The 14,410-nt window shown below is 56.7% G+C and carries 15 protein-coding genes; all 15 read left to right on the top strand.

The genetic code is table 11. The annotated features are described in order from the left end of the window. Positions 1 to 177: 177 nt before the first annotated feature. On the top strand, positions 178 to 768 hold the full coding sequence (rpoE, locus tag ACAM29_RS09800) for an RNA polymerase sigma factor RpoE (RefSeq protein ID WP_091825243.1): 591 nt from the start codon (positions 178 to 180) through the stop codon (positions 766 to 768). A gap of 42 nt (positions 769 to 810) precedes the next feature. Next, positions 811 to 1,647 carry a MucB/RseB C-terminal domain-containing protein gene (locus ACAM29_RS09795; protein ID WP_369624000.1) on the top strand — a complete coding sequence of 279 codons (837 nt, stop codon included), beginning with the start codon at positions 811 to 813 and terminating at the stop codon, positions 1,645 to 1,647. Positions 1,648 to 1,649: 2 nt separating this feature from the next. Next, entirely contained in the window at positions 1,650 to 2,084 is a 435-nt protein-coding gene (locus ACAM29_RS09790; protein WP_206840278.1) for a SoxR reducing system RseC family protein, read from the top strand. A gap of 50 nt (positions 2,085 to 2,134) precedes the next feature. Further along, a complete protein-coding gene (locus ACAM29_RS09785; protein WP_206841952.1) occupies positions 2,135 to 3,514 on the top strand; it encodes a DegQ family serine endoprotease in 1,380 nt (459 codons plus the stop codon). 133 nt (positions 3,515 to 3,647) lie between these two features. After that, on the top strand, positions 3,648 to 5,447 hold the full coding sequence (gene lepA, locus ACAM29_RS09780) for a translation elongation factor 4 (RefSeq protein ID WP_369623999.1): 1,800 nt from the start codon (positions 3,648 to 3,650) through the stop codon (positions 5,445 to 5,447). 9 nt (positions 5,448 to 5,456) lie between these two features. Further along, the gene (gene lepB, locus ACAM29_RS09775; RefSeq protein ID WP_206840282.1) at positions 5,457 to 6,269 is read left to right on the top strand and encodes a signal peptidase I; all 813 of its coding nucleotides are present in this window, start codon (positions 5,457 to 5,459) and stop codon (positions 6,267 to 6,269) included. An 11-nt stretch (positions 6,270 to 6,280) separates the two neighbouring features. After that, positions 6,281 to 6,661: a DUF4845 domain-containing protein gene (locus ACAM29_RS09770; RefSeq protein ID WP_091825257.1), complete on the top strand. Its 381-nt coding sequence runs from the start codon at positions 6,281 to 6,283 to the stop codon at positions 6,659 to 6,661. After that, the gene (rnc, locus tag ACAM29_RS09765; RefSeq protein ID WP_206840284.1) at positions 6,658 to 7,344 is read left to right on the top strand and encodes a ribonuclease III; all 687 of its coding nucleotides are present in this window, start codon (positions 6,658 to 6,660) and stop codon (positions 7,342 to 7,344) included. The genes ACAM29_RS09770 and rnc overlap by 4 nt, the downstream gene beginning before the upstream one ends. Further along, positions 7,341 to 8,243, top strand: a complete 903-nt coding sequence (gene era / locus ACAM29_RS09760) for a GTPase Era (protein WP_206840286.1) — start codon at positions 7,341 to 7,343, stop codon at positions 8,241 to 8,243. The genes rnc and era overlap by 4 nt, the downstream gene beginning before the upstream one ends. Beyond that, the gene (gene recO, locus ACAM29_RS09755; protein WP_369623998.1) at positions 8,243 to 8,941 is read left to right on the top strand and encodes a DNA repair protein RecO; all 699 of its coding nucleotides are present in this window, start codon (positions 8,243 to 8,245) and stop codon (positions 8,939 to 8,941) included. The genes era and recO overlap by 1 nt, the downstream gene beginning before the upstream one ends. Then, positions 8,928 to 9,701, top strand: a complete 774-nt coding sequence (gene pdxJ / locus ACAM29_RS09750) for a pyridoxine 5'-phosphate synthase (protein ID WP_369623997.1) — start codon at positions 8,928 to 8,930, stop codon at positions 9,699 to 9,701. Before recO ends, pdxJ begins: the two co-directional genes overlap by 14 nt. Next, positions 9,698 to 10,075 (top strand): holo-ACP synthase, encoded by a 378-nt coding sequence (locus ACAM29_RS09745; protein WP_091825271.1) that lies wholly within the window; start codon positions 9,698 to 9,700, stop codon positions 10,073 to 10,075. The genes pdxJ and ACAM29_RS09745 overlap by 4 nt, the downstream gene beginning before the upstream one ends. A gap of 102 nt (positions 10,076 to 10,177) precedes the next feature. After that, positions 10,178 to 11,071 (top strand): cysteine synthase CysM, encoded by an 894-nt coding sequence (gene cysM / locus ACAM29_RS09740; protein WP_369623996.1) that lies wholly within the window; start codon positions 10,178 to 10,180, stop codon positions 11,069 to 11,071. A gap of 167 nt (positions 11,072 to 11,238) precedes the next feature. Then, complete coding sequence (gene relA / locus ACAM29_RS09735) at positions 11,239 to 13,512, top strand: GTP diphosphokinase (protein WP_091825277.1); 2,274 nt, start codon at positions 11,239 to 11,241, stop codon at positions 13,510 to 13,512. Continuing rightward, positions 13,509 to 14,312 carry a nucleoside triphosphate pyrophosphohydrolase gene (mazG, locus tag ACAM29_RS09730; protein ID WP_369623995.1) on the top strand — a complete coding sequence of 268 codons (804 nt, stop codon included), beginning with the start codon at positions 13,509 to 13,511 and terminating at the stop codon, positions 14,310 to 14,312. Before relA ends, mazG begins: the two co-directional genes overlap by 4 nt. Positions 14,313 to 14,410: the final 98 nt, after the last annotated feature.

The following is a 14,410-nucleotide window of genomic DNA, read 5'->3' as shown; positions in this document are numbered from 1 at the left end:
AAGGTTGCCGCAAATTTAAATTGTGTTGGAACTTCATCCCCGATTCAGGTTCATACCAGTTGCGAGCCTGCTCAAGACATGAGGTTGCAATGCATCAGGTCATCCATACATACTTTATTGAATCATGATCTCCTCGCATCTGCAGGAAAAACAGTCACAGTGACTTAAGGATACCGAGTGTCTAACGAGAGTCAGGCAGCCGCTGACCAGTTGCTGGTCAAGCGGGTTCAGGCTGGTGACAAACGTGCTTTCGACCTGCTGGTCAAACAGTACCAGCACAAGATCATCGGACTGATCGGACGTTATGTATACGATCAGCACGAGGCACTGGATGTTGCCCAGGAAGCTTTTATAAAGGCTTATAGAGCGTTGCCCGGTTTTCGTGGCGACAGCGCGTTTTATACATGGTTGTACCGTATTGCGATCAACACGGCCAAGAATCACTTGGTTGCCCGCAATCGACGACCACCGGACGTGGATGTGGATGTAGACGACGCACAATATCTAGGGGCGGAAAATGAGTTGCGTGATCTGGAGACTCCGGAAAATGCACTTTACCGCGACGAGATGGAGCGTGTCGTCAAGCAGACGCTTGATCGTCTGCCGGAAGATTTGCGTGTGGCGCTGACGCTGCGCGAATTTGAAGGCATGAGTTATGAAGATATTGCCAACGTCATGGATTGTCCTGTTGGCACGGTTCGGTCAAGGATTTTCAGGGCACGCGAGGCGATCGACAAGGAGATCGCACCGCTGCTCAATAACAACTGAGAGATCATATGACTGCCGTTTGCAGCCATTCGGGGTAAGTCTATGCGAGAAGCGAATGAATCCATATCGGCACTCCTGGATGGAGAGGTCAGTGACTTCGAGTTGCGTCGTACACTGGAGCAGGTGGGGCAGGACCCGCAGCTGGGCCAGCAGTGGCATCGTTACCAGGTTGTGCGATCTGCGCTGAAGCGTGAAACAGTTGCGGCCATTGATGTCGATCTCAGTGATCGGGTCATGGCTGCGCTTGAGCGAGAACCGGTGTACCACCCCAGTGTGGATCAGCCGGACGAACGCCAAGCGGGACAGCGAGCATTCAAACCGGTGTCTCGCTGGTGGCGCTCTGTATCCAGCATGGCAGTGGCCGCGTCCGTTACTGCTGTGGTGATTCTGGGGGCCGGCTCGCTTAATGAAACCGGTGATGCGACACGACCGACCTATACACTGCCAGGGGCAACGGCCAGTGCCGACTTGATGCGAACTCAGCTTGGTACTCGCTCGGCCTCACCTTCAATCCGCTATGATTCAGCGGATGTGATTCGTTTGTCGGACGGGCTCAAGCGTTATATCGATCAGCATCAACACCTGCTCAGCACTCAGAAGGTGCCACAGTGGACCACGCGCTGGTTGCCGGAGGGATACTCCATTGTGCGGCACGAACTTCTGCCTCATGGCGAAGTAATGGTATTTGCGAATGCGCGTGATGCCTTTTCGGTCAGTGTTGAAGAGATCGGCCACCAAAGCATGCCCGAAGGGGTGGCTCAGGCTGATGGTTACATTGCGGTTGGCAAGCGGCGCGGTGAGCATTTCGTCACTGTAGTTGGAGATGTGCCGCTGATGATAGCGGATCGCATTGCCAGTGCGGTTCAACCTGAGCGCTGAGCATGATTGAAGAAGTGGCTACCGTCACCTGGAGCGGCCAGGGGCTGGCACGGGTCGAAGCGGCCCGCAACAGTGCCTGCGCTCAGTGCAGCAGTCGCTCCAACTGCAGTCAGGGTGTGCTGTCTCAGTGGTCTCGCGGACGTACCGTTGAGATAGAGGTACTCAATCCTGCCAATCTGGCACTCTCGCCCGGGCAGCAGGTGCTGATCGGGCTGGAGGAGGGGGGGCTTATGCGTGCCTCCCTGTTGCTTTACCTTGTGCCTCTGCTGATGCTGGTTGCTGGCGCTCTGGTCGCCAGTGTGCTGGGTGCCAGTGAGGCGGTACAGATTCTGGCTGCAGCCTTCATGCTGCTGGCCGGGTTTGTGGCGGTACGTTTTCTCACACGTAAAACGGCTGAACTCAGTCGCTATCAGCCGGTCCTATTGAAAATCCTGTAATCGACAAAAGGTGAAAATCAGTGAAAAGCATCAAGATCAGCCTTGGTTTCATGCTTGCCTGGCTTTGTGCCCCTCTGGTGAATGCGGCCGCGTTGCCTGATTTCACAGAACTGGTCGAGGACGCCTCGCCGGCTGTGGTCAATATCAGCACGGTCAGTCGCAGTGAACAATCCCTTTCGACGCCCTTCGGGCACTTTGAATTCCATGGTCCTCAAGGAGAGGATGTGCCCGAAATTTTCCGGCACTTCTTCCGTGACATGCCGCAGCTTCGTGAAGGGCCGCAGCGCAAGGCTCCTCGCTCTCTGGGTTCCGGCTTCATTATTTCCAGTGATGGTTACATTCTGACCAATCATCATGTGATCAAGGATGCTGAAGAGGTGCTGGTGCGCCTGAATGACCGGCGTGAGCTGCAGGCCGAGGTGATTGGCTCCGATGAGCGCACTGACGTGGCATTGCTGCGGATCGATGCACGCGACTTGCCGGTGGTGAAGAAAGGCAGTTCGGCCGACCTCAAGGTGGGTGAGTGGGTTCTGGCCATTGGTTCCCCGTTCGGTTTCGATCACAGTGTTACCGCGGGTATCGTGAGCGCCACCGAGCGCGCATTGGCCAATGAAACCTACGTGCCGTTCATTCAGACCGACGTGGCGATCAACCCGGGCAACTCCGGCGGTCCGCTGTTCAATCTTGATGGCGAGGTCGTTGGCATCAACTCGCAGATTTATACTCGCTCGGGCGGTTTCATGGGGCTTTCCTTTGCGATACCGATCGACGTTGCCATGGATGTGGCGGACCAGCTGAAAAACCAAGGGTTCGTGCAACGCGGTTGGCTTGGTGTAATCATTCAGGAGGTTAATCGAGATCTGGCCGAGTCGTTCGGGCTCAAGAAGCCGGCGGGAGCGCTGGTCGCCAAGGTGCTGCCGGGCAGCCCAGCACAATCCGGAGGGCTGCAGGAAGGGGATGTAATCCTCAAACTCAATGGCAAGCCAGTCGAGTTGTCCTCAGATCTGCCGCCACTGGTTGGCCGTATCAAGCCAGGTCAGACTGCCCGCCTGGAGGTGATGCGTTCTGGCGAGCGTGAGATGGTAGAACTGGTTATCGGGACCATGCCAGATGAACCGCAGCAGGCATCACGTTCCGCTGAAAAGCCGGCTGAAACGGGTCGCCTGGGGCTGGTAGTGGCTCCGCTGGACCCATCACTTAAAGACAAGTGGGCCATCAGTTCGGGTGTGATGGTTCAGCAGGTCCAGGAAGGGGCCGGGCTCCAGGCGGGCCTGGTACGTGGTGATGTCATCACCATGCTCAATGGCAAGCGTATCGAAACGGTAGAGCAGTTCGAGCAGGTGGCATCCGCTTTGCCGGCAGGGCGCTCCGTCCCCTTGCGTATCGTGCGACGCGGCAGTCCCCTGTTTATTGCACTTAAAACCGAGTGACCCTGAACCCGGGGAGCGCATCGCTCCCCGGGTTTTCCGCTTTTGCCGATGACCTGATCCCCCCTCTTGCGTTAAACTGCGTCCTCTTTAACTGATCTCAGCCACTTTCTGACCGGAGTCGGGTAACCGTATCGTGAGTAAACTGGAACATATTCGTAATTTCTCGATCATCGCCCATATCGATCATGGCAAATCCACCCTGTCCGACCGCATCATTCAGATCTGTGGTGGTCTGAGCGACCGTGAAATGGCGGCCCAGGTTCTCGACTCCATGGATCTTGAGCGTGAGCGCGGCATCACGATCAAGGCACAGAGTGTTACCCTCGACTACACCGCGAAGGACGGTAAAACCTATCAGCTCAACTTCATCGACACCCCCGGACATGTGGACTTTTCGTATGAAGTGTCACGCTCGCTGTCTGCCTGTGAGGGTGCTTTGCTGGTAGTGGATGCTGCGCAGGGTGTTGAGGCCCAGTCGGTGGCCAACTGCTACACCGCTATCGAGCAAGGTCTGGAAGTGCTGCCGATACTGAACAAAATGGATCTGCCTCAGGCTGATCCTGACCGTGTGCGGCAGGAGATCGAAGAGGTGATCGGCATCGATGCTACCCATGCTGTCGCCTGTTCGGCCAAGACTGGTCTGGGGGTTGAGGAGGTGCTGGAAGAGTTGGTTCGGGTAATCCCTCCGCCGGAAGGTGATGTGGATGGTCCGCTGCAGGCGCTGATTATTGACTCCTGGTTTGATAACTACCTGGGCGTGGTGTCACTGGTGCGCGTGATACACGGCACCCTGCGCAAAAAGGACAAGCTGCTGGTCAAATCCACCGGTCAGGCGCACCAGGTGGATGCAGTGGGTGTCTTTACTCCTAAACGGAAAGAAACCGATCAGCTGTGTGCCGGCGAGGTCGGGTTTATTGTTGCGGGTATCAAGGATATTCATGGTGCGCCCGTGGGCGATACTCTGACGCATTTCAAAACGCCGGATGTACCCAGTTTGCCCGGTTTCCAGAAGGTACAGCCGCAGGTGTATGCCGGTCTGTTCCCGACCAGTGCCGATGACTATGAAGATTTTCGTGAAGCGCTGGACAAGCTGACCCTGAACGATGCCTCCCTGTTCTTCGAACCGGAGACATCCGATGCACTGGGCTTCGGTTTCCGCTGTGGCTTCCTTGGCATGTTGCACATGGAGATCATTCAGGAGCGCCTGGAGCGCGAATATGATCTTGATCTGGTCACAACCGCCCCGACCGTAGTGTACGAGCTTGAGCTGAACAACGGTGACGTGGTTCAGATCGACAGCCCCTCCAAGCTGCCGGACCCCTCTACTGTGCGTGAAATGCGCGAGCCGATCGTGCTGGCCAATATTCTGGTGCCGGACGAGCATCTGGGCCAGGTGATCGGTCTGTGCGTGGAAAAGCGAGGTGTGCAGAAAAACATGCACTTTGTCGGCAAGCAGGTTCAGGTCACTTACGAACTGCCGATGGCGGAGGTGGTGCTCGACTTCTTTGATCGCCTCAAGTCCTGCAGTCGTGGCTATGCGTCGCTTGAATACAATTTTCAGCGGTTTGAAGCAGCCAAACTGGTGCGCATGGATATCATGATTAACGGCGAGCGTGTGGATGCGCTGGCGGTCATCCTGCACAAGGATAACGCGGTGTACCGTGGCCGAATGCTGTGTGAAAAGATGAAAGAGTTGATTCCACGGCAGATGTTTGATGTGGCGATTCAGGCCGCCATTGGTGGCAAGGTGATCGCGCGAACAACCGTCAAGGCGCTGCGCAAGAACGTGCTGGCCAAGTGCTATGGTGGTGACGTGAGCCGTAAGAAGAAACTGCTGTCAAAGCAGAAAGAAGGTAAGAAACGCATGAAGCAAGTCGGGCGGGTTGAGATTCCTCAGGACGCCTTCCTTGCTGTACTCAAAGTTGACGGCTAGGGCAGGGACATGAATCTGGACTTTTCACTGATACTGGTACTGGTCACATTGTTGACTGGTATCCTCTGGCTGGTCGATACACTGATGTTTGCGCCCCGGCGCCGGGCGGCACTGGCGCAGGCTGAGCAGAGTGCCGGCGCGCCATTGCCGGAGGCGCAACAGATTAGCCTGATGCGTCAGCCTGGCTGGGCCGACACCTCTCGTTCCATGTTTCCGGTGCTGCTGGTGGTGCTGCTGCTGCGCTCTTTCCTGTTTGAGCCGTTTCAGATTCCTTCCGGCTCCATGTTGCCGACGCTCAAGATCGGCGACTTCATTTTGGTAAACAAGTTTCACTACGGGCTGCGTTTGCCAGTGCTCAATACGAAATTCGTGAGCAATAATGATCCACAGCATGGTGATGTGATCGTGTTCCGCTACCCGGAAGATACCAGTATCAACTACATTAAACGGGTAGTCGGTGTGCCGGGCGATGTGATCACCTATCAGGGCAAGACGTTGTTTATCAACGGTGAAGCACAGCCACAAAGTTTGATCGCACGCCTGCCGCCGGGCAATCCTGAGCAGTTGCTGCTGAGCGAGACGCTGGTGGGTAAGCCGCACCGAATTCACCAGGATATCTATCGACCGATCATGAACGGTCAGTGGGTGGTGCCGGAAGGGCATTACTTTGTTCTGGGTGATAACCGTGATAACAGCAGGGACAGTCGCTACTGGGGCTTTGTGCCTGAAGAACTGCTGGTCGGAAAAGCAACCGCTGTATGGATGCATTGGGACAGCTTTTTCAGTCTGCCCGATTTCAGTGATGTTCGTCGCATTAACTAGAGGATGGAAAGATGAACAACGGAGCTACACACTTTCAGCGCGGAGCCTCATTTACCTCGACTTTGATAGGGTTAATTGTGGCTGGCATCTTCTTTGCCGTAGGGTTCAAGCTGTTTGGTCCTTACTGGGAGCACGCCACCATCAATTCCATTGTGGCCAAGGTCAGCGAGGATCCGGATGAACTGTCCAAGCCGGTGCGTGAAATCCGTCGTGATTTTGACAAGAAATTCCTGATCAACCAGGTGTCGTTGCCGAACAAGGACTCACTGCAAGTCACGCAGAAAGAAGGCGTGCTCTATTTTGATCTGGTCTATGAGGTCCGTGTACCGATGTTCTACAACGTCGATGCGCTGGTTAAGTTTGAAGAACACTACGAAGCTGTTAAACCTTGATTAAACCTGCTGCTGAACTGGCCCGAAAACTGGGCAACCCCTGTGAAGATCCCGAGCTGTTTGAGCTGGCGCTGACCCATCGCAGCTGTGGTAAACGCAATAATGAACGGCTGGAGTTTCTCGGCGATGCGATTCTGAGCTTTGTCATTGCCGATGATCTCTATAGGCGCTTCCCGGATGCCCGTGAAGGTCAGATGAGTCGTTTGCGCTCCCGTGTGGTCAAGGGTGAAACGCTGGCCCTTATTGCCCGTGAAATGGCGGTCGGTGACTACCTGCGTCTGGGTTCCGGTGAACTGAAAAGTGGTGGTTTCCGGCGCGACTCCATCTTGGCCGATAGTGTCGAGGCCATTATCGGAGCCGTCTATCTCGATCAGGGTGTGGAAGCTGCCAGAGCGTTCATTCTGCACTGGTTTGGTCCCCATCTGGAGCAGCTGGATCTGAATATTACCCTCAAGGATGCCAAGACTCGATTGCAGGAGTTTCTGCAGTCACGTCGCTCGCAACTGCCTCAGTACGAGCTGGTGTCGGTGGAAGGGGAACCCCACGATCAAACCTTTCATATCCGTTGTGAAATATCATTGCTGGATGCGCCCACCGAGGGACATGGCAGCAGTCGCCGTCAGGCAGAACAGGAAGCGGCCCGTGCCGCACTGGCGCAACTGGATCAGGAGGCTAGCGCATGAGTGAGTCAACACAGCGTTGTGGTTATGTGGCCATCGTGGGCCGTCCCAATGTGGGCAAATCGACCCTGCTGAACCGCATTCTGGGGCAAAAACTGAGCATTACCTCGCGTAAGCCACAGACGACCCGGCACCAGATTCTGGGTATCAAGACCGAGGACGATCTGCAGGTGGTGTACGTGGATACACCGGGGCTGCACAAGGATGACAAGGGTAAGGCGCTCAACCGCTTCATGAACCGTACCGCCTCCGAGGCGCTACGGCATGTGGATCTGGTTGTGTTCATGATTGATCGTACCGCCTGGACCGAAGAGGACCAACTGGTACTCGACAAGCTGGAGCACTTGCACTGCCCGGTGATTCTGGCGGTCAACAAGGTTGATCAGCTTAAAGACAAGGAAGCCCTGCTGCCACAGCTTGAAGAGCTTGCGGCCAAACGCCACTTTGACGTGATTATCCCGATCTCGGCTGAGAAGGGGCACAATGTCGAACGCCTTGAACAGGAAGTCGAGTCGCGTATCCCTGAGGGCGTGCATCTGTTCCCGGAAGATCAGATTACGGACCGCAGCTCCCGCTTTGTGGCTGCCGAACTGGTGCGTGAGAAGCTGATGCGCAATCTGGGCGAAGAGGTGCCCTATGGCACCACGGTCGAGATTGAAGAGTTTAAGCATGATGGTCGTGTACTGCATATCAGTGCGCTGATTCTGGTTGAACGCGAAGGCCAGAAACGGATCGTAATCGGTGACAGCGGTGCGGTAATCAAGACCATTGGTCGTGATGCCCGTATCGATATGGAAAAAATGTTTGATACTAAAGTCATGCTCAACCTCTGGGTCAAGGTCAAGCGGGGCTGGTCCGATAATGAACGGGCACTGCAGAGCCTCGGTTACAGGCATGAGTGATGAGCCAGCGGGTCGATGCGGCGGCCGCATATGTCCTGCACAGCCGGCCCTATCGTGAAACCAGCCTGCTGGTTGATCTGCTGACGCTGGAGCATGGCAAGGTCAGCGTGGTTGCACGAGGTGCCCGCAAACCGGGCTCTCGCCTGCGTTCCACGCTACAGCCGTTCCAGTCGCTGCAGGTTGGCTGGCAGGGGCGTACCGATCTTAAAACCCTGCGCATGGCCGAGCCGGTCGAATCCCTGCTGATGCTGCAGGGTAAGGCGCTGCTGTGCGGACTGTATCTGAATGAGCTGCTGCAGCGTCTGTTGCGCCCGTTTGACTCTCACCCCCGGCTATTCGTCTACTTCCGTTATGCACTCAATGAGTTACGGCTGGGGCAAGACCTTGAAGGCGCATTGCGCACCTTTGAACGCCAACTGCTTGAGCAGCTGGGGTTTGCGCTGGATACTCGTTCACTTCAGCCGGGGCTGAGATATCGCCTGGATCCGGAGCGGGGGTTGATCGTCTGTAATCGGGCGGATGCCTATCCGGCCGAACACCTGCAGGCCATTGCCGAAGACCATTATGATGATCCTGCAGTACGGCGCAGTGCCAAGCGCCTGATGCGGAACCGACTTTCACCACTATTGGGAGACAGGCCTCTGCGCAGTCGCGAGCTGTTTCTCAAGCGCAAGGGAGTACAAGATGACCGAGCCTGATCGCCTGCTGCTGGGCATCAATATTGATCACATTGCCACGCTGCGTCAGGCGCGTGGTACCCGTTATCCTGATCCGGTACAGGCGGCTGCACTGGCGGAGGAGGCCGGAGCTGACGGCATTACCGTGCACCTGCGTGAAGATCGGCGTCATATTCAGGACCGTGATATCCACCTGTTGGCGCAGACCCTGCAAACCCGTATGAACCTGGAAATGGCCTTGACCGAAGAGATGATGCAGCTGGCCGAGGCGGTACGTCCTGCCCATGTCTGTCTGGTGCCTGAGAAACGAGAAGAGCTGACGACCGAGGGTGGGCTGGATGTGATCGGGCAGGAGTCCCAGATCCGCGCCGCGTGCATGCGTCTGGCCGATGCGGGCTGTGAGGTCTCTCTGTTTATCGACCCCGATCCGGCCCAGATTGATGCTGCCGTACGTTGTGGTGCGCCGGTCATTGAGCTGCACACCGGAAACTACGCCGATGCGCAAACCATTGTTGCGCGCAGTGAAGAGTTGGAGCGCTTGAAAACCGCTGCCCGCCATGCCTGGCAGCAGGGGCTGGTGATCAATGCAGGGCACGGGCTGCACTATCACAACGTGGAGCCCGTGGCTGAAATTCCAGAGTTGAATGAACTCAATATCGGACACGGCATCATCGCTCGAGCGTTGATGGTGGGGCTGAAGCCAGCCGTGGCCGAGATGCGCCAGCGCATGATGGAGGTACAACAAAGGGTTCAATCAAGGCGTGATGCCCTGCGCTCATGATCTACGGGATCGGCACCGACATCGTCGAGATTGATCGCATCCGGCAGGCGCTGGTTAGAACGCCACGCCTGCCGCTTCGGATTCTCACGCCCGAGGAGCTGGACGCATTCAATAAGAGCGTGCGCCCGGAAGTATTCCTGGCGAAACGTTTTGCAGCCAAGGAAGCGGCCGTAAAAGCACTCGGAACCGGAATAGGACGCGGCATCAGCTGGCAACACTTTTCTGTTCAGCATGACGCGCTGGGCCGACCTTTGCTGAAACTGGCGGGAGCGGCCGAAACGCTGGCCTGTGAGCAGGGCATCAGCCGCTGGCATCTGTCTTACAGTGATGAACAGGCCTTGGTGGTGGCCTTTGTGGTAGCTGAAACCGGCTGAGATTGCCGTTGTTCATGCGTCCTGATATTATTCCGACAATATTAGTCAGGAATAAGTAATCTGGCTGTTATATCTATATTGAAGCACTGCTCAGGAGCATTCATGGCCATTGATTATCCAACAATTGCCGATTACGTCGGTCACACGCCGCTGGTCCGTCTGCAGCGTATCCCGGTGGCCAATGGCAACACCCTGTTGTGTAAGCTGGAAGGCAACAACCCGGCAGGCTCGGTCAAGGATCGCCCGGCACTGAGCATGATCGAGCTGGCCGAAGCCCGTGGTGATATCCAGCCGGGTGACTGCCTGATTGAAGCGACTTCCGGTAACACCGGTATTGCGCTGGCAATGGCCGCCGCGATCAAGGGCTATCAGCTCAAACTGATCATGCCAGCCAATATGAGTTCTGAACGCAAGGCAGCGATGAGCGCCTATGGTGCCGAGCTGATCGAGGTAACTCAGGCCGAGGGTATGGAGCGTGCCCGTGATCTGGCCCTGGAGATGCAGGCGGCAGGAGAAGGCAAGGTGCTGGATCAGTTTTCCAACGCCGACAACCCCGAGGCTCATTATCGCAGCACCGGCCCAGAAATCTGGCAACAGACTCAGGGTACCGTCACCCATTTTGTGAGCTCCATGGGCACGACCGGTACCATAATGGGCGTGTCGCGCTACCTGAAAGAGCAGAATCCAGAAATCCAGATTGTTGGCCTGCAGCCGCAGGAGGGATCGCAGATTCCCGGTATCAGGCGCTGGCCTGAAGCCTACCTGCCCAAAATTTTTGAACGCAGCCGCGTAGACCGGGTGATCGATATCTCTCAGAAGCAGGCAGAAGAGACTATGCGCGCCCTGGCGCGTCGAGAGGGCATTTTCTGTGGCGTGTCCTCCGGTGGCTCTGTCGCAGGTGCCCTGCAGCTGGCCGAGGAGGTTAGCAACGCGACCATTGTGTGCATCATTTGTGACCGGGGCGACCGCTACCTGTCCACCGGTGTGTTTGGCTAGTGTTAACCATTAGTCACATACGGTGAAAACCGGTCAGGGAACTTGCTCGCACTGAGCGGTCTTAGGGACTAGAATGTGGCTCCATCCTGAGGGTGAGTCACTGTTGCCGGCACTGGCCCGCCTTTCAGTAATGGTCGCCGGAGGCAAGACAGGAGTGGCGTTCAGCCATGGTGAAGGTTCGAGAAGAACACCCGATACGAGAAGATGGTACCGTTGATCTGGACCTCTGGCTGCTGCGTCTGCAGCAGCAGGTGGAAGTCAGCGATATCGACCAGATCCGTCAGGCGTGTCTGCTGGCCAAGCAAGCAAGGGCTGCGGTTGCCGAGTCGGATGATGACTGGTCTCACAACACGGTTGGCAGTTTTCGTACCGGGCTGGAAATGGCCCAGATTCTGGCGGAGCTGCAGCAAGACCAGGAAACGCTGATTGCGGCGATCCTTTACCGCGCAGTGCGTGAGCGCAAGCTCAGCCTGGGGCGAGTGCAGGAGCAGTTCGGTGAAACCATCGCGGGCCTGATCGACGGGGTATTGCAGATGGCTGCCATCGGCAGCCGCAAGAATCCGCGCTCGGATGATGGTGTTCTCGGCACCAAGATTGCTCAGATCGATAATGTCCGCAAGATGCTGGTGGCGATGATCGATGATGTGCGTGTTGCACTGATCAAGATCGCCGAGCGTACCTGCGCCATTCGAGGCGTTAAGGACGGTGATCGCAAGAAGCGCTATCTGGTGGCGCGCGAGGTGTTCGACATCTACGCGCCATTGGCACATCGGCTTGGCATTGGTCATATCAAGTGGGAGCTTGAAGACCTTTCCTTCCGCTACCTGAAACCCAACGACTACAAGCATATTGCACGGTTGCTTGATGAAAAGCGTCTCGATCGCCAGCTGTTCATCAACCAGGTGGTGGAGCTGCTGCGCAGCCGGCTGGACGATGCCGGTATTGCCGGTGACGTGATGGGACGCGCCAAGCATATCTACAGTATCTGGCGCAAAATGCAGCGCAAGAATATCGACTTCAGTCAGGTTTATGATGTACGTGCCGTCCGCATTCTAGTGCCCGAAATTCGTGACTGCTACACCGTGCTGGGGATTGTGCACGGCCTTTGGCGCAACATTCCGCACGAGTTTGATGACTACATCGCATCACCCAAGCCCAACGGCTATCGCTCACTGCATACGGCCGTGTTCGGTCCGGAAGGCAAAGTGCTGGAAGTACAGATCCGTACCTTCGCCATGCATGAAGAAGCGGAGCTGGGCGTGTGTGCTCACCACCTTTACAAGGGCACGGATACCCAGGCCCGTGGCGATGGCTATGAAGAGAAAATCGCCTGGCTGAGGCAGGTGCTGGAGTGGCATGACGACTTGGGTGATACCGAAGCGCTGGGTGACATGTTGCGCGGTGATGTGGTGCAGGATCGGGTCTATGTGTTTACACCCGATGGCCATGTGATCGACCTGCCGCAGGGCGCTACAGCGGTCGACTTCGCCTACCGTGTGCATACCGAAGTCGGGCACCGTTGCCGGGGTGCGAAGGTCAACGGCCGCATTATTCCACTCAACAAGGCGTTGAAAACCGGTGATCAGGTCGAAATCATGACCTCCCGCGAGGAAGCGCCACGACGTGACTGGCTCAACAGCAACTACGGCTTTGTGACCACCTCTCGTGCACGTGCCAAGGTAGCGCACTGGTTCAAGCTTCAGGCCAAGGAGCAGAATGCCGAAGCGGGGCGAGATATTATTCTGCGTGAATTCCGCCGCCTGGCGCTGGATCCGCACACGATAGACCTCAGCGATATTGCGCGAGCACTCAACTATAAAACCTCGGAAGACCTCTGCGCAGCTCTTGGCGCTGGCGACCTGCGCCTGTCGCAGATCATTCATGAGGCCCAGCGTCAGGTTGAGCCTGATCGGCAGGAATCCCAGCTGGACCTGGCGCTGCCGACCAGCCAGTCGGCGAAGGAACCCCGCAGCGGTGGCAGCGGCATCAACATACAGGGGATTGGCAACCTGCTGACCACCCTGGCGACCTGCTGCAAACCGGTGCCCGGTGACCCGATCATGGGGTACATCACCCAGGGGCGGGGGATCTCGATTCACCATGAGGACTGTCTCAACCTGATGGGTTTGCGTGAAAACGAGCCGGACCGGGTGATCAGTGTCGACTGGGGTGACGAGCACGAACAGACTTACCCGGTGGATATGATCATTGAAGCGTTTGACCGCCCGGGTCTTCTGCGCGATGTGATGCTGGTGCTGAGCAACGAGAAACTCAATATTCTGGCGGCGAACACCCTGACTGATCGCAAGAACAACATGGCGCGTCTGACACTGACCGTTGAGATTCCACGGCTTGAGCGACTGGGCCGACTGATGGACAAGATCAATCAGGTGCCCAACGTCCTGGACGTACACCGTGAACGCAGCGGGGCCGGGCGATGAGCTACAGTCTTGATGACCTCATCCGACTGATGGATGCGCTGCGGGAGCCCGATTCAGGCTGCCCCTGGGATCTGCAGCAGACCTTCGCCAGCATTGTGCCGCATACGCTGGAAGAGGCTTACGAAGTGGCCGACTGCATCGAGCGGGAAGACTGGGAGCACCTGCGTGACGAACTGGGTGATCTGCTGTTTCAGGTGGTGTTCTATGCTCGCCTCGCGGACGAGCAGGGCTGGTTTGATCTGCATCGCATCATCGATCAGTTGGTGACCAAGTTGGTTCGTCGTCACCCACATGTGTTCCCGAACGGCAGTCTGAACTCCGCCGGTGTTGACGCCATCGCCGTGGAACAGGTCAACCGCAACTGGGAAACGATCAAACAGCAGGAGCGAGAGGCCAAATCCCGCACCGGTGTGCTGGATGATATTCCTGTTGGCTTGCCTGCACTGAGCCGTGCCGCCAAACTGCAGCGCCGTGCGGCGCGGGTTGGCTTTGACTGGCCGGATACTCAGGGCGTACTGGACAAGATAGAAGAGGAAATTGCCGAATTGCGCGAAGCGCTGGCGAAAGGTGATCTGGACAATGCACGTGAAGAGATCGGTGACCTGCTGTTTGCGCAGGTTAATCTGGCACGGCACCTTGAAATTGACCCCGAACAGGCAGTGCGTCACACCAATGCCAAGTTTGAACGTCGCTTCCGTCATGTGGAATCACGCGTAGCCGACAGTGGCCAGGCGTGGGAGCAGCTGAGTCTGGATCAGCTTGACCACTGGTGGGACGAAGCCAAGCAGAAGGGGCTTTGATACCTTCGTTCGTTGCTGTGCAATCATACCAATGGCGGTTATGCTGATCGACGGAATCGGTTAGCATCGAGGCATGATATGTCAATGGAGGTGAGCGC

It is taken from the genome of Marinobacterium sp. BA1, assembly GCF_041155135.1.
Lineage (GTDB): Bacteria > Pseudomonadota > Gammaproteobacteria > Pseudomonadales > Balneatricaceae > Marinobacterium > Marinobacterium iners.
This window is presented reverse-complemented; position numbering and strand designations above follow the sequence as displayed.